The organism is Yersinia sp. FDAARGOS_228 (assembly GCF_002073315.2).
Lineage (GTDB): Bacteria > Pseudomonadota > Gammaproteobacteria > Enterobacterales > Enterobacteriaceae > Yersinia > Yersinia intermedia.
On record NZ_CP020409.2, the window covers coordinates 3429976 to 3452547 of the forward strand.

A 22572-nucleotide genomic window follows, 5' to 3' on the forward strand; every position below is an offset into this window, starting at 1 on the left:
TCTGAAAATACCTGTCCCACTTGATTGAAAGCCGGTTCATAATACTGTTTTGTACCCAATAGATTTCAAGATATAGGAAAGCGGCAAACGAGCGAATCCCGATGAACTTACATGAGTGAGTGATGCGGGTGAACGAGAGCAGTCGACACACCTGTAATTTGAATGATGACGGTTATTCACCGTGTTTGGGCTTTAAATACCCGTATGTATATTGCAATCAGTATGAATAATCGCCCCTGATTACTGATATGACAATATCTTCTCTGGACGCATGCCTGAGGTTCTTCTCGTGCCTGATATGAAGCTTTTTGCTGGTAACGCCACCCCGGAACTAGCACAACGTATTGCCAACCGTTTGTACACCAGTCTTGGTGACGCCGCTGTAGGTCGTTTTAGCGACGGCGAAGTGAGCGTGCAAATCAACGAAAATGTACGCGGTGGTGATATTTTCATCATCCAGTCCACCTGCGCACCCACGAACGATAACCTGATGGAACTGGTTGTCATGGTTGATGCCCTGCGTCGCGCCTCCGCAGGACGTATTACTGCTGTTATTCCTTACTTCGGTTACGCTCGTCAGGATCGCCGTGTGCGTTCTGCCCGTGTACCTATCACTGCCAAAGTTGTTGCCGATTTTCTCTCAAGTGTTGGGGTTGACCGCGTATTGACAGTGGATCTTCATGCTGAACAGATCCAAGGCTTCTTTGATGTTCCGGTTGATAACGTATTTGGTAGCCCAATCCTGCTGGAAGATATGTTGCAGCAGAATCTGGAAAACCCAATTGTTGTCTCTCCAGACATCGGCGGCGTTGTTCGCGCCAGAGCCATTGCAAAACTACTAAACGATACTGATATGGCGATTATCGACAAACGCCGCCCACGCGCTAACGTTTCTCAGGTGATGCACATCATCGGTGACGTGGCTGGCCGTGACTGCGTGTTGGTTGACGATATGATCGATACCGGTGGCACATTGTGTAAAGCAGCAGAAGCCCTGAAAGAACGTGGTGCCAAGCGTGTATTTGCTTACGCGACTCACCCGATCTTCTCTGGCAATGCGGTTGAAAATATCAAACATTCAGTTATCGATGAAGTGATTGTTTGTGACACGATCCCGTTGTCGGCTGAAATCAAGGCATTAAAAAATGTACGTACTCTGACTCTGTCTGGCATGTTGGCTGAAGCTATCCGCCGTATCAGCAATGAAGAGTCTATCTCTGCGATGTTTGAGCATTAATCAGTATTAGGTTGTGGATATCCCTGCGGTGCTATTTGGCCGCAGTTAACCGTTAGGCTATTTTTGCGACAGGTCACTTGGTGGGCATTGCAAACGGGATTCATAACGAGTTGATATTGTGCAATGCATTAGCTGATGCAGATAATGCGTGAGCTAAAGCAGATAAAGAAAAACCCGTTGAAGCAGATGCGACAACGGGTTTTCTACTCTTGATCAATAACACCTTGATCAGTAAATTCTTGTCTAATAGCTCGTCGAGCCATTATTTACCCCTCCTGACCATTAGCTCAATTAAAAGCCAAAAAAACAGGTTCTATGTTTGCAGCTCCGCTATTACGCGATTATTAGCCGCTAATGGCTCGTTAATTGCTATGAATGGCGCTGATTACGATTACAACGTTTGTCAAAGTGCTTAACCCACCAATAGCGATCTGCAACTTCCTCACGCCCACCGATACGTGCGCCGACTAACCACAACAGTGCACCGACGAAAATACTCATTACGGCACCATGGGCAAAGAATTGCGGTAGACCCAGTTGAGAAACCTCGGTCAGGATTGAGTAACCTACCCCTCCGACCATGGTAACCAAACCTAATCCCATCAGCACATTACCAACCATTGCTGCGCTTTTACGTTTCATATGCCACCTCCACTTAGGTTGCCAATAAATAATCACTGAGCCGAGCACTGGAAACTGCTTGCTTAATGCGATTATTCATGTCCACTTAATAACTAAGTATAGTCAGGCTTGTGATGAAGGTATTGCGCTTGTGATCACAACTGGCAGATATATTTCAACAAATCTTTACATAATCCAGACATTTGGCATCAAACTTGAATTATACATATTGGTAACTATTCACATCTTGAACTATTAACCCCACAGGAAGGATGGGCCGCGTAGCTCCCTTACGACTTCCATTACCGCTTGGTTTTGTTATTACGCCCCATGACAGGTAAACTATGGCACTTTAATTCCTTTAGTTATAGCGAATGGCGACGTGAGCAGTATTAAATTAATCGTTGGGCTGGCAAATCCGGGTGCTGAATATGCCCAAACCCGCCACAATGCGGGTGCCTGGTATGTGGACTTATTGGCGCAGCGCCATAATCAACCACTGAAAGAAGAGAGCAAATTCTTCGGTTATACTGCAAGGCTAAATCTGGCAGGGCAAGATGTTCGCTTGCTGGTACCCTCTACCTTTATGAATCTCAGTGGTAAGGCCGTAGCCGCCATGGCTGGGTTTTACCGTATCCTGCCGGAAGAGATTTTAGTCGCGCACGATGAGTTGGATATCCCGCCGGGCGTGGCTAAATTAAAACTAGGGGGTGGGAACGGTGGTCATAACGGCCTGAAAGATATTCAGAGCAGGTTGGGGAATAACCCTAATTTCTACCGTTTGCGCATCGGCATTGGTCATCCGGGTGATAAAAGCAAAGTTACTGGTTTTGTCTTAGGTAAACCGCCAAGCAGCGAACAGACCTTAATTGACGATGCCATTGATGAATCTATCCGCTGTACTGAAATACTGCTCAAAGAAGATATTACCAAGGCTATGAATCGCCTGCACTCCTTTAAGGCCAGTCTATAACACTTGCCCGGTTCCCCGGCGAACGAGCATTAGCCGGGGTGCCTGTACCAGCTGTTACTCATTTTTGTTGCACAGCGCATTAATTCCCTGTTGCCCCTCAGCCGTTAGCACCACACCGGAGAATATCACCCTCACCCGCCCGAGAAAATTGTTACTTTTACCATCATATTCATCCGCAATATCACCCAGTTTATCGGTACAGAAAAGCGTATCCCAATCCGATGCCTTTCTTTTGTTATCCGACAGATCATGGCTGCGTTCAAACCTGTCGGTTACTGCGGAAAATTTCAACTGGATACTGTCGAAATCTTCATAAAGAGTATTTTTTTTGTATCCTACATACCTAACGCTCTTGCCCGAGTGATTTTCAATTTCTACACCATACTGATCAACTAACTCGGCAAATGAAGGTGCTGCAGGCTCAACATCTGCCGTTAGAAAGCGCATTCCCATAATACCCACCATGCCTGCGAACAAGATGACTATCAGCCATTTATAGATACTCATTTCCATTGGAACTATCCAAATTCAGTATGCGGACTGTAATAGTTAGTTATCGGACATTGCCCAGGAAACTTCAGATAGCATAAGCGTGACCTTGGCCACAGAGTTAGAAAAATCAATTACCTACTTGCCCTTACGGCATAAGCGTTTGCGGTGGTGAAACAGCATGATCGAGATAAATCATCATTATGTGTATAATGGCGATATAAATTTTGATTACATCAGCACGTTAACCCTAACGAGTTGATTTTTAAGTTATTTAAGGTGATATAAAACATGGGATTCAAATGCGGTATTGTGGGCCTGCCTAACGTTGGTAAATCCACCCTGTTCAACGCGTTGACACAAGCGGGTATCGAAGCAGCTAACTTCCCGTTCTGTACCATTGAACCCAACACGGGTGTGGTGCCAATGCCGGACCCGCGTCTGGACCAACTGGCCGAGATTGTTAAGCCTCAGCGCATCTTGCCAACGACCATGGAATTTGTCGATATTGCAGGTTTGGTTAAAGGCGCATCCAAAGGCGAAGGCCTGGGTAACCAGTTCCTGACCAACATCCGTGAAACTGAAGCAATTGGTCACGTAGTTCGTTGTTTTGAAAATGACAACATCATCCATGTTGCTGGTAAAGTTGATCCAGTTGATGACATTGATACCATCAATACTGAACTGGCGCTTTCTGATCTCGAAACCTGTGAACGCGCGATGCATCGTGTTCAGAAGAAAGCCAAAGGCGGCGATAAAGACGCTAAAGCGGAACTGGAAGCGCTGGAAAAATGCCTGCCACATTTAGAAAATGCTGGCATGCTGCGTGCGTTGAACCTGACTGCAGAAGATAAAGCCGCTATCCGTTATCTGAGTTTCCTGACCCTGAAGCCAACCATGTACATTGCTAACGTCAATGAAGATGGCTTTGAAAACAACCCATATTTGGATCAGGTTCGTGCCATCGCTGCGGCGGAAGGTTCTGTAGTGGTTGCCGTTTGTGCTGCTGTTGAGTCTGATATTGCTGAGTTGGAAGATGCAGACCGTGCTGAATTTATGGCTGAGTTAGGTATTGAAGAACCCGGTCTGAACCGTGTGATCCGTGCCGGTTATGAATTGCTGAATCTGCAAACCTATTTCACTGCCGGTGTAAAAGAAGTGCGTGCCTGGACCATCCCAGTAGGTGCAACTGCACCACAAGCTGCCGGTAAAATTCACACTGACTTCGAAAAAGGTTTTATCCGCGCGCAAACTATCGCCTTTGAGGATTTTATCACCTACAAGGGTGAGCAAGGCGCGAAAGAAGCCGGCAAAATGCGTTCAGAAGGTAAAGAGTACATCGTAAAAGATGGCGACGTGATGAACTTCTTGTTTAACGTCTAATACTCTCGCCTCCACAAGCTTCAGTTATTACTTTAAAACCACGCGATCGCGTGGTTTTTTTATGTCATAGATGGGAGTCTAAAGATATTTTAGCTAAATATGCCCCTGAATTAGCCAGGGCTGAATTTTTCCCTGAGCTAACCACTCTTACATGTGCCTAAACCAGAATATCCAGCGGTATGGATGTTACGGTATTTAGCACCGCAAAATGAAAATATCATTACTGGCAACCCGTTACTTGTGGGTAGTTATGGCAAACTAAAGCGAGTTTCTTTTTGGGCTCAAAGCCTTTATCCAACATGCACCGCTGCACTTCGGCGGCCTTTCTAATTGTAGGATCGAAAGGATTTGAACCCAGTGGTTGTGGATAACCACATTGATACATTACTTGTAACGCCTCCGCGTTATTATCAAGCGCGTGTGAAAAATGCAGTGAAGCTCCTGCCTTACGCCAACTTATCAGCGAAGATTCATCGACACCTGAACTTGCCTTAATAGGGTGAAATCCACTATCAGCGACAAAAGGCAGGGCTTCGAGTTGCTGCAAGCTTAATGGATACCCCTGTATCTTATTAATACAGGCCGGTGTTTGTTTGTACACATCACAAATTTTAAATCCGTGTTTAAAAGTAAAACCTTTTTGTTCCATGCATTGGTAATACAGGGCCGTTTCGTTATCAGTAAAATCTGGCTCAGGCCCTGGCAGAGGAATACCACATTGCCCCATTGCTACGCGCACCTCATCCACCGTGGTATTAGGGCGCTGCCATTGAGTTAGATCAGGTGGTGGTGGGCACCCGGTAAGCAGAAATACCGCAGTCATCAGCGCGGGTAAATACACCAGAGTATGTTTACTGTACATAAAAATCCTTTATTCGTTATCTTGTCTGGCGCTGTCTATATTACCCTCACCTACAACCTTACATTTAATTTCGCCTATCATATTCATTAGCAAGCATATACGCTTATTTATATACAGATTAATATTTTATGAATAAGACATATCTAATTAGTAATGACATATTTATCACAAAATAATAAACCGGCTCAACTATATTAGCCATGATGATATTATACGACTCATAAGCTCACAAACTGTAAGCAGCAACGGCGACTACCCGCCAGAGAGCTTCATTCCACGGGAAAGCGCTCATCTGGGGTTACTACCGTATCACAAAATTTTGTGAACCATCTTAGTCTTGCCAATTACCATAGATCCTAAACGATAACCTTACACAGGCTTTTGAACCTTATAGTTCAAATGTTAATATAGCGGCTGAGGGAGTTTGATATCACGATGATGATGATAAAGGAAAAGTTTTGAACACTAAAAGTAGAATGCAGTTGTGGCCATGGTTGGCGGTATATGCAATGGTTGTCTTGCTATTGGCTGGGTGCTCAAACAAATCCAATCGTGACTACACCAAATTGCCAAAAGGCAGTTATAACGATAAGTCGTATACCGTTAAATCAGGCGACACGCTTTATTTTATTGCATGGATCAGTGACAGCGAAGTGAGTGACCTGGCCCGCATCAACAAGCTCCGCCCCCCCTATAGACTTGAAGTTGGACAAAAACTTCAGCTCAGCAGTTCTGCTGCGTCAGGGCGACTAACATCAACTAAGCGTAAATCCTCAAGTACTGTACTCGCTAAATCGACACCACCACCAGGTGCGAGTCGGTGCTGGCGCTGGCCGACTAATGGCCAAATAATATCGCGCTATTCCACCGCCGACGGTGGCAATAAAGGCATTGATATTACGGCTAAACGTGGGCAGCCAATCTACGCGTCGGCCAAAGGGCGAGTTGTGTATGTCGGGAATCAGTTACGTGGTTATGGCAACCTGATAATGATTAAACACGGTGAGGATTTCATCACCGCTTATGCCCATAACGACACCATGCTAGTGAATAATGCTCAAGATGTAAAAGCAGGGCAAAAAATAGCCACCATGGGCAGCACAGGTACAGATACGGTGATGTTGCATTTCCAAATCCGTTACCGGGCAACCGCTCTTGACCCACTACGCTATCTACCACCACAGGGGGCATCGCCTAAGTGTTAACAGTTGGCCTTAGGTGTTTTATATTCGTCATACTTCAAGCTGCATGTGTGTTGGCCGCGCTCAATCACCCGAATCACTTACTACAGTAAGCTCGTCGGGATTCACTCGCTTGCCGCCTTCCTGCAACTCGAATTATTTAGAGTATAGCGGTATCAAATAAGCAAAAGGCTCCTTTTCAGGAGCCTTGTTTTATTCTGTAAGCACTTGAGGCTATCGTTACGCCAGCACTTCTTTCACGAAAGCTTTAATCTCTTCAACTTGGCAGTTATCAAAGAAGCACTGCTGGAAACGTGCACCGCTTACGGCGGTTTTCACTAATTCGCGATCGATAGAACGCAGTGTATCAAGATAGTTTTCTTTCACTACCGCAGCTTTCACTTGGTTCAGAATACCGGCATTACGCACCTGTGGCTCTTTACGATCCAGCGGGTAACCTTCCCCCTTCACGCCAGTAAATGCTTTTTCAAAGATATAACGCACATTTAATTCAGCACCCCAGCCAAAACCTTTGGCAAATGGCAGTGACAATGCATTACCGTTATTGATCTGAGCAAACAGGAAAGCATCAGCAGGATCGATACAATACCCACATACAACACCTGGATGGATGTTTAATGACATCATTGCGCCTTGGCCAGTACCACAGCCAGTGACCACAAAATCCACTGCTTTGGAGTTGAGCAGAATGCTGGCCATGATCCCCAGATGAATATAAGTCAGATGATGGTCGTTTTCATCACTCATGCCCACATTGTATACCGGGTACGCTTTTTCCGAGGCTACAGCGTTCAGCTCTTTCAGAATGATGGCGTTTTTAGTTGCCTGACTGTTTTCCATCATCAGTGCAATTTTCATTATGTTCTCTCCTTTGCGCCAATGAGCTGTGGCCCATTGGATGTGATAGTTAGACTTGACTGTGCAGAACATAGCACTCTAAAAACAAAATTTCAATTTTAATGAAAAGATGTTTTATAAATATCACATTTTGAGATTTAGCCGCCATGTATCCTACCGAATAACCATAAAAATAGCAGGTGTATGTAGCTGTGTGCGTCGCTCATCTGTGGCAAATACAAAATCAAATGGGTTAATATTTAGCCTGCCGACCAAAATACTCGCTTGAATAACATACAAAAAAACCATGCAGATGCATGGTCTTCTCTTATTGGCAAAAAATGGGTAACACCAACTTTAGTGGTGCAATATCTCGTGAACTATTTCATCTTTGCCTAATGTGATTGGATAAAACGTTGGCCAGTTATCCATTTCTTTAAGCAATACTTCATGCGACGCATTGCTCGTGTAAATATGAAAATGATGGGATTTTTGTGGTTCTATTATATGGTCACTGAATTGGACAAATTTTGGTGCTTTTGAGTTAGTATCTTTACATTCGAATAAATAGCGTACTCCCTTCTTCCCTGAGTCATAGTGCATTATTTTAAAGCCAGAGTAGCTATACTTGCATGAATTAACAGCATCTGCGGTGTGGAAATCAATGGTGTTTTTCTCAATGCCAATCATAGTGATATCTGTAGCGTAGCCCTGGCGGTAATATTCTCGGTATTCTTCAACTGTTTTATCTTTATTTTTTTTCGCTTTATTGACTAATACCAGGTCGAGATCCCCTTTCAATAAATAAGGATTAACCGATTGCCAGACTCCATCCCAATCACTCAACCCCCTATCCTTAACATCTTTATCTGCAAAAATCCCCTCGCTTGCTTTGCGTGCAGCGTCTGATTGATGGTGTTCATGTGAGTGACTATGTTTACCATGCGCAAATGATTTAAAACTGATCAATGAAACACAAATACTCAATGTAATTATGGATAGGTAGTTATATTTTTTAGGCATAAATAGCTCCTTGTTGAACACCAAAGATGTTATGTTATACTATAACATAAATGATAATCAATAGACGCTTTGGGAAAAACTCCGGGGGTGTGAGACAATGCATTTACTTGCGATAAAGCAACTGGCTGTTGATAAGAATGTACCAATCAGCCAATTTGCTCTCTATTACTAATAACTACCTATCTGCCATTCGATTTTATCTTATTAAACTACTGTGGTTATCGGTACGGGTAGATAACCCAGTCTGTTCGTGAACATGAAGCCAAGCCAGAGTAATGCATTAGCGCTTGTTACGATTACGATGCATATCGATGGCGACGGCACTGACAATAATGATGCCTTTGATAATGTCCTGAATGTAGGAGTCCACACCAATAAAAGTAAAACCACTCTTAATCAGTCCTAAAATCACAGCACCAATTACCGTACCGGTAATACGACCAACCCCACCCATCAAGCTGCTACCACCAATAACGGCAGCCGCGATCGCATCCAACTCGTAAGATTGGCCCATGCTTGATTGCCCACTACTGACGCGCGCTGCCAGCACCACGCCAGCCAAGCCAGCTAATCCCCCGGCAATGGTATAAACCGTTACCAGATATTTATTAACGTTAATACCAGAGACTTTTGCTGAAATCATATTCCCGCCGATGGCATAGACATATTTACCATAACGGGTGTGTTTCAGTGCAATATGGAATATCACTGCAATAACCAAAAAGATGATAACAGGCATAGCACCTTGCCCAATCGCTGTAAAATCATCAGAGAGAAAACTTACCGGATTGCCTTTAGTGTAATATTGGGCAAGCCCTCTGGCAGAAACCATCATCCCTAATGTAGCAATAAAGGGTGGAATACTTGTACGGGTGATCAAAAAGCCATTAATAAATCCGCACAGTATCCCTACCCCTACTCCAGCAGTAATGGGAATAGCAGCAGGTAAATCTAATAAGTGCGGATACATAGGTGAAATACTTTCTGATGTCTGAGCCAGGCTCGCAGCGACGACAGCAGTTAATGCGATTAAAGAGCCTGATGAGAGATCAATACCGGTAGTGATAATAACTTGTGTCACCCCGACGGCAATAATACCTATAATAGATACTTGTAGAACGATTAATAATAATCGATTAGGGTTCAATAAAAATGATTGGTCGCGAATAAACCAGCCAAGAAACTCAAAAATCAATGCAATACCGATCATAACAATAAAAATACCGGTATCTTTAGGTAATCTCCCTTTAAATCCAGACATGAATGAATATGCTTTTGTTGACTCAACCGTTAATGATTTCTCAATTTTAACATTACTCATTATCGTTACCTCCCAGTAATTATTCTGAGGCCAGTGCCATTATTTTTTCTTGGCTAGCATCTTGCTTATCGAGTATTCCAGTGATGTGTCCACTGTGCATAACCATGACTCTGTCGCTCATGCCCAGAATTTCAGGTAACTCAGAGGAAACTAAAATAATGGCAACACCACGGTTTGCCAGTTCGCTAATCAAACGGTAAATCTCTGATTTTGCCCCGACATCAATACCTCGCGTAGGTTCATCCAGAATAAGTATTTTTGGCTGAGCTAATAACCAGCGTGCTATGAGCACTTTTTGTTGATTACCACCGCTTAGATTATTAATTATTTGATCCATCGTAGGTGTTTTGATATTTAATCTTTTAATTTGATCCATACAGTCTTGGGCCATTTGCCCGTGACTGACAAACCCTTTTTTATTAATGTACTCCGAAAGATTCACAATGCTCATATTCTCAACTACAGACAAAACTAAAAATAAGCCTGATTTCTTTCGGTCCTCGGTAAGGAAAGCCAGTCCTTGTTCGATAGCCTTTGACGGGGAGTCAATATTGACTGGAAGACCCTCGATAAAGATCTCGCCGCTGTCTGCGGGATGCATGCCAAATAAACTTTCCATAACTTCACTACGACCAGCACCAACCAAGCCAGCAACACCCAATATCTCGCCTCGTTTTATGGAAAAGGAGATATCGCGAAATAACCCATCTCGTCGTAACCCACTAACCCGTAACACTTCTTCACCAATATTATTATTAAACTTTGGGAACATATGGGTGAGTTCACGACCAACCATCATCGTAATTAGTGACTGTTTTGTCAGGTTTGCAGTTTTATCTGTGGCAACAAACATACCATCTCTAAATACACTAACCTCATCAGTAATTTCGAATATTTCATCCATCTTGTGGCTGATATAGATAATGCCTTTCCCTTGCTCTTTTAACTCAGTAATAATTGCAAACAGATGAAAAACTTCACCTTCAGTCAGTGCCGATGTTGGTTCATCCATGATTAAAACATCTGCATCATAAGAAACCGCTTTAGCAATTTCCACCATTTGTTGGCTAGCAATATTCAATTCACCAACCAATACGTCTGGTTTCAAATTTATATTTAAATGTTTTAATAAATCCTTAGTTTTGCTGTTGAGCAAATCATGGTTAACAAAACCATAATGAACAGGCTCACGCCCCAGCCAAATATTTTCTGCCACCGTCATATGGGGGACTAGATTTAGCTCCTGATGAATCATTGCAATACCGGCATGGAGTGCATCTAATGTATCACTGAAGGTAATCGCTTCACCTTTTACTTTTATTGTTCCTTCATCGGGATGATATATTCCTATCAGACACTTCATCAAGGTTGATTTCCCTGCACCATTTTCTCCCATTAATGCATGGACACTTCCTGCTTTTATTTTAATGCCCACTTTATTCAACGCTTTTACACCAGGAAATTGCTTGCTGATGCCTTCAGCCTCGAGAATGTAAGGATGCATATCATCATCTCCGGGGTCATTATAATACGTTCAGTTAGTAAGTGCCGTATTTATCAAATAAATGACAATGATAAATACGGCACAGTCTACTTATTAAAATAGATTTAATTAATGCTTTACTTATTCATGTATAAAAGCCGAATTTCAAGAAATTAAGTTATTCCCTGTGTTTTTATAATTAACTATTCGTCTGGGGAGCAGCGGATATTTTCATTTTTTATTCGCGAAATCTTGATAATTATCTTTCGTGATAAGCTGGTAAGGAATCATAACACTGCTTTCAACTTTTTGGCCGGCAACTAATTTAATCGCGGTATCTACAGCCCCTTCCCCTTGACCTTTAGCATCTTGGAAAATACTAATACTCAAGTCGCCTTTCTTAATAAACTCAAGTGCATCGGGTGTGCCATCAATACCTCCAATCACTACGCCTTTTTTCTTCGCTTGTTTTAAGGCTAAGATAGCACCAATAGCCATTTCATCATTATTTGACGCAATGGCATCTATTTGTTGCCCAGACAAAACCCAATCAGTAGTAACGTCCACTGCTTCTTTGCGGAAAAATTTTGCAGTTTGCTTATCAATAATATGAATATCTGGATACTGAGCGGCAACTTTCTCTACTCCCCGAGTTCTATCGCGAGTAGCCTCACTAGAGAGTTCCCCCATCAGGATCATTACGTTACCTTTACCACCCATCAATTTTGCTAATTCCTCCATCTGTAGGCGACCAGCAAGTTCAGAATCTGAGCCCACATAGGCCATACCAGCCGGCAACGTTATTTCAGGACGGCGATTTACAAAAACCAAGGGGATCTTCGCCTGTTCAGCTAATTTGATCATTGGCTTTACACCTTGAGTGTCTACCGGATTCAGAATAATGGCATCTACCCCTTGGCTGACAAAATTCTCTACCTGCTGAATTTGTTGGGCAATATCCCCTTTTGCATCCTCGAATTGGCCAGTGACATTTCCTTCCTCTTTCATTTTGTTTTGCATGGACTGACGTAATATTGTCAGGAAGTTGTCATCGAAGTAAGCCATAGAAACGCCAATTTTTAGATCTTTAGCATAAGCACCCAATGGCAACATACAAATAGCGAGTGAGGTGATAATGATTTTTTTCAGCTTCATGGTCTATATCCTTCAAAAATGGAATGCATTAACATCTCAGTGCCACTTATTGAAAATAATTTTTTACAACTGCCTAACTCAGCAGGAGGTAAAAATAGTTACTGTAGGCACTTCAATGCGCTCCCGTGAATGCAACTGCACCATCCCCGGCCTATAAATCACTAATAACCATTGTTAAACAATAAATTAACTATCTCTTACATCCTACTCAAGCTAACCTTCTTTTTTTAAATGTTTATTTCATAATTAAGATTATTGAAATTTTTAACACCAAACAATCGAAATGTGTGTTTTGCACAGAGCAAATAACAAAAATATGACAGGGATCTAACAAATGCTCGTAATTTGAACATGGAGAGTGACCAAAGACACACCTTGGTAATGAGGAAATCGTCTTAGCTGCAGTTTGAGTGAGAGAGGGATACAGTCAAAAGCATTTGAGTGATGCTCACAGTATCTATGTGAGCATCAGTTATAGGAATCTTGTATGTGATGAAAACAAATAATCTCAAAAAATTTATCACTTTAGTTTTAATGAAAATTAGCAAAGTGACGGTTTTACCTACAAGGGAATAAATCTACCCATAACAGCATGCTATCCGCAGTAAGAGGCTGCAATTGCCCGCCCTTAATTGCAGGCAACCACCAACAGCCTTGCGAAGCAGTAAGCTGGTGCGTTTCCGTATGGCAAATAAGCCAGTTCCCCTTCACAACGTAGATCAACCCACCATGAGATGCGGGCAGTTCTTGTACTGAACTTACTGACAAAACCGTCGCCTGCCAGCAACCACGCCGTGTCATAATGTTAAAGTCTTGACTACTTCCCCCTAACAAACGCGCGTGAATAGGAATGTCGCCAGGGAAAGCAAACGGCTGTAATTGCTGGGAAAGAGTATGAGCCTCCCAGCCGGGGCTGGAGAGTTCAACCCCATCACCTGAGAGCAACGTAATTGACCGATCGATATCCGAAAACATTGAGAATGGACCATCTCGTTCAATAGTAGCAATGCTGGCGCGCCAGGCAAAATCATCGCCGCCAACGGGCCAACATGCTATTTCACGGGTTTCGCCGCCACCATTTCGCCAACGACTAACGGGTAAGCTGGCAAAATCAAAAAGGGTAAAGCTCATCAGACCTCCTGTTGACAGGCTTTCAATACCGTCAGAAAATCCTGTGCAGATTGCTGTTGCATTGGATGATATCTATCCACTATTACCGCTTTACCTGCCACATAAACATCGCGAATTTGCGATTTGCCCCCCGCAAATAACCACCGATTCAACAAAGATGCCGATTTTGTACCCGCAATATAGGGATCATCACCATCCAATACTAACCAGTCAGCGCGGTATCCTTCCGTTAACTGGCTAATTTTGCTGGCACAAGCCTGTCGCCCCCCCGCTAAAGCTTGGCTATAAAGTAAGTCAGCAACAGCAGGATGTTGTTCATCAGTCAGACGATTGCGGCGTTGATCTCGCAGGCGCTGCCCATATTCTAACCACCGTAACTCTTCCACTACATCTAACGAGACATGGCTATCTGAACCGATACCCCAGTGCCCCTGACGATGTACATAATCAACACCTGGAAAAATGCCATCCCCAAGGTTAGCTTCTGTTGTTGGACATAATCCTGCCACCGCCTGACTTTCAGCCAAGCGGATAAGCTCGGATTGATCCAGATGTGTAGCATGAACCAAACACCAGCGGCTATCGACAGGCAAATGGTTATACAACCATGCCACGGGGCGCTGGCTACTCCACGCCAGACAATCGTTAACCTCCTTTTGCTGCTCAGCAATATGAATATGTACCGGTAATTGATTATCCGAAGCTTGCAGGATCTCCTGCATTTGGCTTAACTCTACGGCACGCAATGAATGGAAGCATAAACCTTGGTTTTGTAATGGTTGATTAACCAATTGTTTACTAATGATCTGCTGCTGTTTGAGGTAGCTATCTGTGTTCTGAATAAAGCGGCGCTGCCCCTGCTGAGCAGGCTGAGCGCCAAACCCCGCGTAACTGTAAAGTACAGGTAACAACGTCATCCCAATACCGGCCTCTTGCGCAGCCTGACTCAATTGAGCAGTCATTTCACCGGGGCAATTGTATGGATTACCCTCAGGGTCATGGTGTAGATAGTGGAACTCTGCAACTTGGGTGTAGCCGCCTTTCAGCATCTCGATATACAGTTGGCGGGCAATCACGCCAACATCTTCCGGTGTTAATTGCTGAACCAAGCGGTACATCAGATCTCGCCAAGTCCAGAAACTGTCCTGCGGATTGCCAGCGACTTCAGCTAATCCTGACATCATGCGCTGAAAGGCATGGGAGTGAAGATTCGGCATACCCGGCACTATTGGGCCGGATAAAACCTGACAACCAGTACCATTGCTATCGGTCACAATGCGCTGAATATACCCCTGTTCGTCAACAGTAATCTGTACGTTATCAGCCCATCCATTCGGTAAGAAAGCACGCTCGGTAAAATAAACTGGCATGGCGATATCCCAATATTTTGTTCAGAGTCAAACCCGCTAAGCAGCAGCGGCGTCAATTAATTAAACCACCCACTTGTATAGACATATACATACGCTAAATTCAACCGTAGACTTAGCATATAAATTTTTTATTTGACGAGGTTAACGCCATGGCGGAACAACAAAAAGTCTTACAATTAAGTGCCGCAATGGACGATACTCCTGCGCCGATTTATCAACGGGTTAAGTTGGCTATTATCCGCCAGATCCGAACCGGGGTCTGGCTGCCCCATCAGCGAGTCCCCTCAGAAAGCGAGCTCGTCACAGAATTGGGGGTTAGCCGTATGACCATCAACCGTGCATTACGTGAATTAACCAATGAAGGTTTCCTTATCCGTATGCAAGGCGTGGGAACTTTTGTTGCTGAAGCAAAAGCGCACAGTGCCTTACTTGAAGTTCATAACATTGCTGACGAGATAACCGCTCGAGGTCATCGTCACAGCAGTAAAATTCTGCAATTAGAAGCTCGCCCGGCAAGCCCTGAAGAAGCGATAGCGTTAGGAATTCAGCCCGGCCAACAGTTGTTCTACTCACAAATTGTGCATTATGAGAATGACTTCCCCGTTCAAGTCGAAAATCGCTGTGTTAACCCAAGCACTGCCCCCGACTATATGAAGCAGGATTTCAATCACATAACCCCTTACAGCTATCTCACACAAGCCGCTCCTCTTACCGAAGGTGAACATATTGTTGAAGCCGTGATCCCGAGCCAGACTGAGCGACAACTACTCCAACTGGATGAGCATGAGCCTTGTCTATTAATTCGCCGCAGAACTTGGTATGGAAAAGCAATCGTCACCGCTGCGCAATTACTGTATCCAGGTTCACGCTATCAACTCTATGGTCGTTTTACCCCACAAGGTACTGTGACGTCCTGATCAATTTTATTTCTCTTTGAGAACTGCGAAGTGTTACGCAATTGTTTAAATCTCTATCTTGCTGATAATGACTTTATGCGCTAGGTTGTCCATGATTGTATATACAACTTAATTTCGCTGCATACTCGCATTGCTCATGCTACAGCAACAAATGAATGAATCTCGGAGCACTGACTCACGTCAGTGATTCAACTGGTGAGCATCGCTGTGGCGTCGGATACCAAGGTATAGCTTGAAGGAGTGAGATGGTGTCAGTAATTCACTGTGACAGTTTGTGGTACGGTGCCGATATCGTGACCATGTGTGGAGGGGAATATCATCTGATACCGCAAGGGGCAATAGCGGTCACAGGCGGTAAAATAGTCTGGATTGGGCCACATAAAGAGTTGCCCGCATTCCATGCCTCACGTGAGGTTGTCTTTCAAAGTGGTCTGATTACCCCTGGCTTAATTGATTGCCATACGCATCTCGTCTTTGGCGGTGATCGCAGCGCTGAATTTGAGCAACGCCTTAACGGGGTTAGCTATGCAGAGATTGCCGCCAATGGTGGTGGAATTATTTCGACGGTTAGGGCAACGCGGAACACCAGTGAAGAACAATTGCTCGCACAAGCTTTATTTCGGCTAAAGCCTCTACTTGCGGAGGGTGTAACCTGTATTGAGATTAAATCCGGTTATGGCCTTAGTCTTGAAAGTGAAATAAAAATGCTGCGGGTTGCCCGCCGTTTAGGTGAGTTACTCCCCATTACAGTTAAAACAACCTGTTTGGCAGCACATGCTTTACCGCCTGAGTTTGCCGGCAGGGCTGACGACTACATTGACTTCGTTTGTAATACCATAATTCCTAGGGTAGCCGAAGAGGGGTTAGCCGATGCCGTTGATGCATTTTGTGAGCACCTTGCATTTTCACCGGCACAGGTCGAGCGAATATTCTTGGCCGCCCAAAAAGTGGGTTTGCCGATCAAACTGCATGCCGAACAACTGTCAGCACTTGGTGGCAGTACTCTCGCAGCAAAATTTAAGGCATTGTCGGCCGACCATCTTGAATATGCCACGAAGTCTGATGTTCAGGCGATGAGACAGGCGGGTACAGTGGCGGTGCTGCTGCCGGGGGCTTATTACCTGTTACGCGAAACTCAATGTCCCCCTATTGACCTGTTTCGCCAGTATGGTGTGCCAATGGCCTTGGCCAGCGACGCTAATCCAGGAACCTCCCCTGCACTCTCTTTGCGCTTGATGCTCAATATGGCTTGCACATTATTCCGCATGACACCAGAAGAAGCGCTGGCTGGGGTCACTTGCCATGCTGCTCAGGCACTTGGCCTGCAAGAGACTCAAGGCACATTAGAAATAGGCAAACAGGCAAACTGGGTTCATTGGCCACTATCCCGCCCGGCCGAGTTAGCTTACTGGCTAGGTGGCCAATTACCTGCGACGGTCGTTTTCCAAGGAGAAGTTCGCTCATGAATCTCACCGAACCGCTAAGTTTCCACTCTGGTAAACTGCCTTTATTAATCAGTATTCCTCATGCAGGGACTCAGCTAACACCCGTTGTTGAGGCCGGACTAACGGATGCCGCTCGCCCTTTATCAGATACTGATTGGCATATTCCTCGTCTCTATGACTTTGCCAGAAATATGGGGGCCAGCTTACTAATCGGTAATTACTCCCGCTTAGTCGTCGATCTTAATCGCCCAGAGGACGATCAACCACTGTATACCACCGCGACAACCGGTTTATTCCCCGAAACGTTGTTCGATGGGCGAGCTTGTTTTATCTCAGGCAAAACACCGTCGCCTCAGGAACGTCAATCCTACCTGTCACATATCTGGCGGCCTTATCACCAGCAACTTCAATCAGAATTGGATCGGCTTAAAGCACAGTTTGGTTATGCGTTGCTGTTAGATGCACACTCAATTGCATCAGTGATTCCAAGATTATTTGAAGGACAATTACCCGATTTGAATTTTGGTACCAATAGTGGTGTTAGTTGTGACCTTTCATTAAGCGATCAATTAATTGAATGTTGCCAACATCAATCTACCTTCAGCCATATATTGAACGGGCGCTTTAAAGGTGGTCACATAACGCGATCATATGGTCTTCCCCAAAATCAACAACACGCCGTGCAACTGGAGCTATCACAGTTAAACTATATGTCCGAAACTGAGCCTTATCACTACCTGCCTGAACGGGCAGTGCATTTGCAGCAGTTACTCGAACAGTTAATTCATACTATGTTGTCCTGGGGCGAACAACGCTATCAACGCTGAAACGTCACATCCCACTCACTGAGTCTCAGTCGGTAAGAAATGCAAAAAAGGCGGGGTTAATCCCGCCTTTTAAATTCACCTATTTCCGACACAGAAAAGGGTAATAATTGCTGCTAAGTTAACTTAGAAACGGTAAGTCAGGTTAACTGCAACAGTATCATCAGTGCCCAGACCCAGTGGGTTGTTGTCTTCATCCAGCAAGTTAATCTGGTAGTCAACATAGGCAAACATGTTTTTGTTAATATAGTAAGTCACACCGATTTCAGCATATTTCAGTAAGTCTGCATCGCCAACAACGGCCAGTTCTTTACCTTTAGACTGAACATAAGCGATGGACGGGCGAATACCATTTTCGAACTGGTATTGAGCAACCAATTCAACGTTCTGGGTTTTATTTGCAATCAGTGCTTTATATGGCGTCATGTTCAGCGTTTCGCCGTACATTGCTGCGATATAAACTTGGTTTGCATCATATTTCAGCGCAGTAGCCCAAGCCTGAGCTTTATCACCTGTCGCACTGCCAGCCAATGTTTTCTGGCCTAAGGTACGATTGGAAGAAGAATATGCACCTGCGAAGCCGATACCGCTGCCTTCAATGTCTTGGTAATCAACGGACAGACCAAAACCATCGCCATTGGCTTTCTGGATTGCGCGCTCGTTCTTAGTGGTATCACCGTCGTCATTACGGCCTTGATACTGAGCAGCAACATTCAAGCCTTTAACCAGGCCGAAGAAATCAGAGTTGCGGTAAGTTGCCAAACCGGTAGAACGGCCAGTCATGTAGTTGTCGGTATAAGCAATTGAGTCGCCACCGAACTCTGGCAGCATGTCGGTATAGGCCAGCGCATCATAAACTACACCATAGTTACGGCCGTAGTCGAAAGAACCAAACTCAGCAAATTTCAGACCTGCAAAACCCAAACGGGTTTTATTGCCTTTATCGCCCTGAGATTCTGCATTTTTAGCAGCTACGTTATATTCCCACTGGCCGAAACCGGTCAGTTGGCTATTAATCTGTGTCTCACCCTTAAAACCGAAACGCACATAAGTATCGTCAGCGTTATTATGGTTTGAGAAAAGATATTTAGCGGCTACGCGGCCATAAAGATCCAGCTTATTGCCGTCTTTATTATAAATTTCTGCTGCGTTTGAAAGAGTAGGAATGATACTCAAGGTGACCGCCAAGGCCAGTACACTGCGCTTCATCATTATTTTTCCTTTAAATTTTAATAAAACTAACCCGCCGGACTGAATTAAATTTTCAGCCTCATAAAAGTTAGCTTTTAATTTTTTATAATTACCTGTCTTGTAAAGCGAAGAGACATTATCACTAAGCACGAAAAGTTAAAACGATAAAATTGAAGAAATACAGGTATAAACAGGTAATCAATTGTAACAAAATATTTTTAATGGAACTTTCCATAACTTACTGATTATCTTTATTTTTAAGCAATTACATATAACCAAAATAGTGCATACGCACCAAAATGGTGCAAATTCATTTCAGCTTGTTTCTTTTTTGTTCTATTTGGGCATCATATTTGTGACATGGGGCGAATATCACAGCTCTAATGTACTTTTTTATATATCCAAAGTGATTAGATGACTATTTAAAGTATAAATAGAGAGTGTTGTCGTATCACCTTTGGTGCAATAACATAAAAGTTAAACATTAAGTGTGTTAATAGGATTATAGAAAGTATGGGTTTGTCTGGTTATTAATTATCGGAATTTTCATTGGAAGTGGATTTTTTATAAAAATCGCAATAAGAAAAACTTTAATTTAATGCATAAGAAATGAACTGCCATGGCTAAAAGCTCATTTCTTATAGGTTAGAAACAATATACTACTTAAAATTTGGCTTAAGTCGTAGTTCTGGTGGTGATATTACCCCAAGTAACTATCTATGGCGGGATTGGTAACACAGCCTTATTTATACCGTTGGTATCTCACTCTTATCCATTCGTACCAACATAATCCCTGCACGTAACCCCAAGGCTACTTGAGGGTTTGGAAACAAGATCCACTCCTCGTTATGTTTAACACGATAATGCTCACCTGATTGCTCTGCCAACAATGTTCCTTGGCTAAAACGAGTAAAGTTAACTGTCTCCTCGTCAACCCACAGTTTAAAATCAGGATGCTGTTTTAGCAGTGATTGCACCACGCGATAAAACACCATTCCTCCAGAGGGTTGCACAGGCAATGGTTCTTCGCTAACTAATGAACGTAATCCACCGATGATATGCGTAAATTCAGCAAGCTGATTTTCGCCAAATGGCAGCGCTTTTCCCAACTCAAGGGTACAACTTGCTGCCTGACAGTGCTCACTACTGAAGTGAGCAAAAGTCCCTCCAGCCGAGGTATGCATCACTAATGCATCCAGTTGAATATCTTGTAACCACCGCAGCATTGCTGCGCTATATGGTGTTGTTTGATAAGGCAACAATCCAAATCGAGTATGATGAGATCCGCGAATTGCCGTGTGTAAATCGTAATGCTGACGCGTCAATTGAGACTCTGCCTGGAAAAACGCCAACACAGCTTGCTCAACAATTTCAACCCGTCGGGTTTCATTACCTGGAGGATAACGCCGGTACCGCCCACCAAACATACGGTTGATATCCGCTGAGAGATAACGTTTCCCTGCACTTATCGCCGCTGGATTGCCAAATATGACTAACAAACGGACGGCCAGCGTTAATTCACCAGCTAACAAATCTGATACCAATTGATTCAAGATTTCAATCGGAGCCGTTTCGTTTCCATGGATACCGGCAGATAACACCACCGACTGAGTACAATTGCCAACAGGTGTCAGCATCAGTATCCCTTCATCGAGCCATTGCCACTCAATACCCGGTGTCGCACCTCGGGTCTGTTTTGGCGGATGGCCTGAAAGTGTTATCGCCAGGAGATCTAGCATCATTGTTCCTTTTAATTCTGCTGGAACGGATATACCGAGCCAATATTAAGTATCCGTGTCAATTCATCTAATGCTTGCCGCCCTTCTTGCAATAACTGAGGGTCAGCCAAGTCTTTAAATTGCAAATGATCACGATAATGTTGGTCAACCCAGTTATTCAGCGTCACAAACAGCGCGGGTGTCATCATTACTCGACTATTAACGGCTTGCAATTCAGTATCGTTTAAGGCAACGCGTAAGCGTAAGCAGGCAGGGCCTCCTCCGTTACGCATGCTCTCGCGCAAATCGAATACCTTGACACTATCAATCGGACCACCGCTATTGATCAATTCCGACAGATATCGCCACACGGCCGGATTGTCTTGTGCTTCCTGCGGGATAACCAACAGCATTTTGCCGTTCGGTTTACTCAATAATTGGCTGTTAAACAGATAGCTTGATACCGCATCAGCAACAGACACCTCAGCGTCAGGAACCTCGATACTGATCAGTTGCTGTTCAATGTTACCCATTTTACGGCGAATCTCATCCATAGCTTGAATGCCAGGGACAAATGCATGCTGATGATGGAATAACACATTCTGATTGCTGACAGCGATGACATCATTGTGAAAAACCCCTTGGTCAATCACGGCGGGGTTCTGTTGCACAAAAACAGTTCGGTCTGGCGCCAGTTGATGCAGCCGAGCCACTGCTTCGCTGGCCTCTCGCGTTTGGCGAGCAGGGTATCGGCTAGGGCTTACTCCGTTTTCCAGCGCGTTGCGGCCATAAACAAAGACCTGAACCGCCGGCGAGTCATACTCTCCCCCCAGACGATTATGATTAGCCGCACCTTCATCACCAAACAATTCCACCGCAGGTAACGCATCGTGATGAACAAAGTGGCGATGGTTATTGAAAACGCTTTTGAGCAAAGCCGACGTAGTTTCCGCCTCAATTGCCCGGTGAAATTTGTTATTTAAATTGGCCACAGTAAAATGAACCCGCCCATCCGCGCTATCCGCAGAAGGTGATACCGTCGCCGCATTCGCCGTCCACATTGATGATGCGGAACTTACCGCAGATAACAGGCGTGGAGATTTACGCGCCACTTCACTCAATACTTGTTCATCTGAACCACTAAAGCCCAACTGGCGCAAAACGCTTATGGCTGGCCGTTCCTGTGGTGGCAAAATGCCTTGCTTATAACCTAAATCGGCTAATGCTTTCATTTTTAGCAACCCCTGCCGCGCAGCGAGACGAGGGTTGGAAATACTATTTTGATGCGCCGTAGAAGCTTCGTTGCCAAATGACAATCCAGCATAGTGATGTGTCAGCCCAACCAATCCATCGAAATTAACCTCATATCCTGCCATCGTATTCTCCGTTC

20 protein-coding genes are annotated in these 22572 nt (G+C 44.2%); 7 read left to right on the top strand and 13 right to left on the bottom strand.

Annotation, left to right across the window (positions count from 1 at the left end):
* Positions 1-289 precede the first annotated feature (289 nt).
* Complete coding sequence (prs, locus tag A6J67_RS15840) at positions 290-1237, top strand: ribose-phosphate diphosphokinase (protein WP_004390739.1); 948 nt, start codon at positions 290-292, stop codon at positions 1235-1237.
* Positions 1238-1606: 369 nt separating this feature from the next.
* Here the strand turns inward: prs and ychH are convergent, their stop codons facing one another.
* Positions 1607-1879: a stress-induced protein YchH gene (ychH, locus tag A6J67_RS15845; protein WP_005185151.1), complete on the bottom strand. Its 273-nt coding sequence runs from the start codon at positions 1877-1879 to the stop codon at positions 1607-1609.
* 361 nt (positions 1880-2240) lie between these two features.
* Between ychH and pth the strand changes: the two genes are divergently transcribed.
* On the top strand, positions 2241-2831 hold the full coding sequence (gene pth, locus A6J67_RS15850; RefSeq protein ID WP_005185149.1) for an aminoacyl-tRNA hydrolase: 591 nt from the start codon (positions 2241-2243) through the stop codon (positions 2829-2831).
* Between the two features lie 54 nt (positions 2832-2885).
* Here the strand turns inward: pth and A6J67_RS15855 are convergent, their stop codons facing one another.
* Positions 2886-3344, bottom strand: a complete 459-nt coding sequence (locus A6J67_RS15855; RefSeq protein WP_005185145.1) for a hypothetical protein — start codon at positions 3342-3344, stop codon at positions 2886-2888.
* 267 nt (positions 3345-3611) lie between these two features.
* Here A6J67_RS15855 and ychF point away from each other — a divergent pair, with 267 nt between their 5' ends.
* Positions 3612-4703, top strand: coding sequence for a redox-regulated ATPase YchF (ychF, locus tag A6J67_RS15860; RefSeq protein ID WP_005185140.1), 1092 nt, complete (start codon positions 3612-3614; stop codon positions 4701-4703).
* Positions 4704-4923: 220 nt separating this feature from the next.
* On the opposite strand, the gene A6J67_RS15865 is transcribed toward ychF, so the two are convergent.
* Positions 4924-5565, bottom strand: coding sequence for a hypothetical protein (locus tag A6J67_RS15865; protein ID WP_050297473.1), 642 nt, complete (start codon positions 5563-5565; stop codon positions 4924-4926).
* Between the two features lie 476 nt (positions 5566-6041).
* Between A6J67_RS15865 and actS the strand changes: the two genes are divergently transcribed.
* Positions 6042-6770: an amidase activator ActS gene (gene actS / locus A6J67_RS15870; RefSeq protein ID WP_042569676.1), complete on the top strand. Its 729-nt coding sequence runs from the start codon at positions 6042-6044 to the stop codon at positions 6768-6770.
* A 216-nt stretch (positions 6771-6986) separates the two neighbouring features.
* Here actS and A6J67_RS15875 read toward each other — a convergent pair whose 3' ends face one another.
* The 7 genes from A6J67_RS15875 to A6J67_RS15905 all read right to left on the bottom strand — a co-directional run bounded on the left by A6J67_RS15875 (position 6987) and on the right by A6J67_RS15905 (position 15087).
* Entirely contained in the window at positions 6987-7625 is a 639-nt protein-coding gene (locus A6J67_RS15875; protein ID WP_005185124.1) for an RpiB/LacA/LacB family sugar-phosphate isomerase, read from the bottom strand.
* A 336-nt stretch (positions 7626-7961) separates the two neighbouring features.
* Positions 7962-8627, bottom strand: a complete 666-nt coding sequence (gene zinT / locus A6J67_RS15880) for a metal-binding protein ZinT (RefSeq protein ID WP_050297474.1) — start codon at positions 8625-8627, stop codon at positions 7962-7964.
* Between the two features lie 280 nt (positions 8628-8907).
* Entirely contained in the window at positions 8908-9948 is a 1041-nt protein-coding gene (locus A6J67_RS15885) for an ABC transporter permease (protein WP_050072667.1), read from the bottom strand.
* A gap of 19 nt (positions 9949-9967) precedes the next feature.
* Positions 9968-11452, bottom strand: coding sequence for a sugar ABC transporter ATP-binding protein (locus A6J67_RS15890; RefSeq protein ID WP_050297475.1), 1485 nt, complete (start codon positions 11450-11452; stop codon positions 9968-9970).
* Between the two features lie 210 nt (positions 11453-11662).
* A complete protein-coding gene (locus A6J67_RS15895) occupies positions 11663-12586 on the bottom strand; it encodes a sugar ABC transporter substrate-binding protein (protein WP_005185119.1) in 924 nt (307 codons plus the stop codon).
* A gap of 558 nt (positions 12587-13144) precedes the next feature.
* Positions 13145-13717 carry a HutD family protein gene (locus tag A6J67_RS15900; RefSeq protein ID WP_042569670.1) on the bottom strand — a complete coding sequence of 191 codons (573 nt, stop codon included), beginning with the start codon at positions 13715-13717 and terminating at the stop codon, positions 13145-13147.
* Positions 13717-15087, bottom strand: a complete 1371-nt coding sequence (locus A6J67_RS15905) for a formimidoylglutamate deiminase (protein ID WP_042569669.1) — start codon at positions 15085-15087, stop codon at positions 13717-13719. The genes A6J67_RS15900 and A6J67_RS15905 overlap by 1 nt, the downstream gene beginning before the upstream one ends.
* A 149-nt stretch (positions 15088-15236) precedes the next feature.
* Between A6J67_RS15905 and hutC the strand changes: the two genes are divergently transcribed.
* From hutC to hutG, 3 genes are all read left to right on the top strand, one after another.
* Positions 15237-16004, top strand: coding sequence for a histidine utilization repressor (gene hutC / locus A6J67_RS15910; RefSeq protein WP_005185115.1), 768 nt, complete (start codon positions 15237-15239; stop codon positions 16002-16004).
* Positions 16005-16249: 245 nt separating this feature from the next.
* Positions 16250-17470, top strand: a complete 1221-nt coding sequence (gene hutI / locus A6J67_RS15915) for an imidazolonepropionase (protein WP_080608254.1) — start codon at positions 16250-16252, stop codon at positions 17468-17470.
* Positions 17467-18276 (top strand): N-formylglutamate deformylase, encoded by an 810-nt coding sequence (hutG, locus tag A6J67_RS15920; RefSeq protein ID WP_042569667.1) that lies wholly within the window; start codon positions 17467-17469, stop codon positions 18274-18276. The genes hutI and hutG overlap by 4 nt, the downstream gene beginning before the upstream one ends.
* A 123-nt stretch (positions 18277-18399) precedes the next feature.
* Here hutG and A6J67_RS15925 read toward each other — a convergent pair whose 3' ends face one another.
* The 3 genes from A6J67_RS15925 to astB form a co-directional block, all read right to left on the bottom strand.
* Entirely contained in the window at positions 18400-19485 is a 1086-nt protein-coding gene (locus tag A6J67_RS15925) for a porin (RefSeq protein ID WP_032906304.1), read from the bottom strand.
* 725 nt (positions 19486-20210) lie between these two features.
* Positions 20211-21203 carry a succinylglutamate desuccinylase gene (gene astE, locus A6J67_RS15930; protein ID WP_050089155.1) on the bottom strand — a complete coding sequence of 331 codons (993 nt, stop codon included), beginning with the start codon at positions 21201-21203 and terminating at the stop codon, positions 20211-20213.
* Positions 21204-21214: 11 nt separating this feature from the next.
* Complete coding sequence (astB, locus tag A6J67_RS15935; protein WP_005185101.1) at positions 21215-22558, bottom strand: N-succinylarginine dihydrolase; 1344 nt, start codon at positions 22556-22558, stop codon at positions 21215-21217.
* Between the last annotated feature and the right edge of the window lie 14 nt (positions 22559-22572).

Coding starts and splice junctions, on each gene's coding strand:
- ychH (WP_005185151.1), bottom strand. CDS start 1,879: ATGAAACGTAAAAGCGCAGCAATGGTTGGTAATGTGCTGATGGGATTA.
- A6J67_RS15855 (WP_005185145.1), bottom strand. CDS start 3,344: ATGGAAATGAGTATCTATAAATGGCTGATAGTCATCTTGTTCGCAGGC.
- ychF (WP_005185140.1), top strand. CDS start 3,612: ATGGGATTCAAATGCGGTATTGTGGGCCTGCCTAACGTTGGTAAATCC.
- A6J67_RS15865 (WP_050297473.1), bottom strand. CDS start 5,565: ATGTACAGTAAACATACTCTGGTGTATTTACCCGCGCTGATGACTGCG.
- actS (WP_042569676.1), top strand. CDS start 6,042: ATGCAGTTGTGGCCATGGTTGGCGGTATATGCAATGGTTGTCTTGCTA.
- A6J67_RS15875 (WP_005185124.1), bottom strand. CDS start 7,625: ATGAAAATTGCACTGATGATGGAAAACAGTCAGGCAACTAAAAACGCC.
- zinT (WP_050297474.1), bottom strand. CDS start 8,627: ATGCCTAAAAAATATAACTACCTATCCATAATTACATTGAGTATTTGT.
- A6J67_RS15885 (WP_050072667.1), bottom strand. CDS start 9,948: ATGAGTAATGTTAAAATTGAGAAATCATTAACGGTTGAGTCAACAAAA.
- A6J67_RS15890 (WP_050297475.1), bottom strand. CDS start 11,452: ATGCATCCTTACATTCTCGAGGCTGAAGGCATCAGCAAGCAATTTCCT.
- A6J67_RS15895 (WP_005185119.1), bottom strand. CDS start 12,586: ATGAAGCTGAAAAAAATCATTATCACCTCACTCGCTATTTGTATGTTG.
- A6J67_RS15900 (WP_042569670.1), bottom strand. CDS start 13,717: ATGAGCTTTACCCTTTTTGATTTTGCCAGCTTACCCGTTAGTCGTTGG.
- A6J67_RS15905 (WP_042569669.1), bottom strand. CDS start 15,087: ATGCCAGTTTATTTTACCGAGCGTGCTTTCTTACCGAATGGATGGGCT.
- hutC (WP_005185115.1), top strand. CDS start 15,237: ATGGCGGAACAACAAAAAGTCTTACAATTAAGTGCCGCAATGGACGAT.
- hutI (WP_080608254.1), top strand. CDS start 16,250: ATGGTGTCAGTAATTCACTGTGACAGTTTGTGGTACGGTGCCGATATC.
- hutG (WP_042569667.1), top strand. CDS start 17,467: ATGAATCTCACCGAACCGCTAAGTTTCCACTCTGGTAAACTGCCTTTA.
- A6J67_RS15925 (WP_032906304.1), bottom strand. CDS start 19,485: ATGATGAAGCGCAGTGTACTGGCCTTGGCGGTCACCTTGAGTATCATT.
- astE (WP_050089155.1), bottom strand. CDS start 21,203: ATGCTAGATCTCCTGGCGATAACACTTTCAGGCCATCCGCCAAAACAG.
- astB (WP_005185101.1), bottom strand. CDS start 22,558: ATGGCAGGATATGAGGTTAATTTCGATGGATTGGTTGGGCTGACACAT.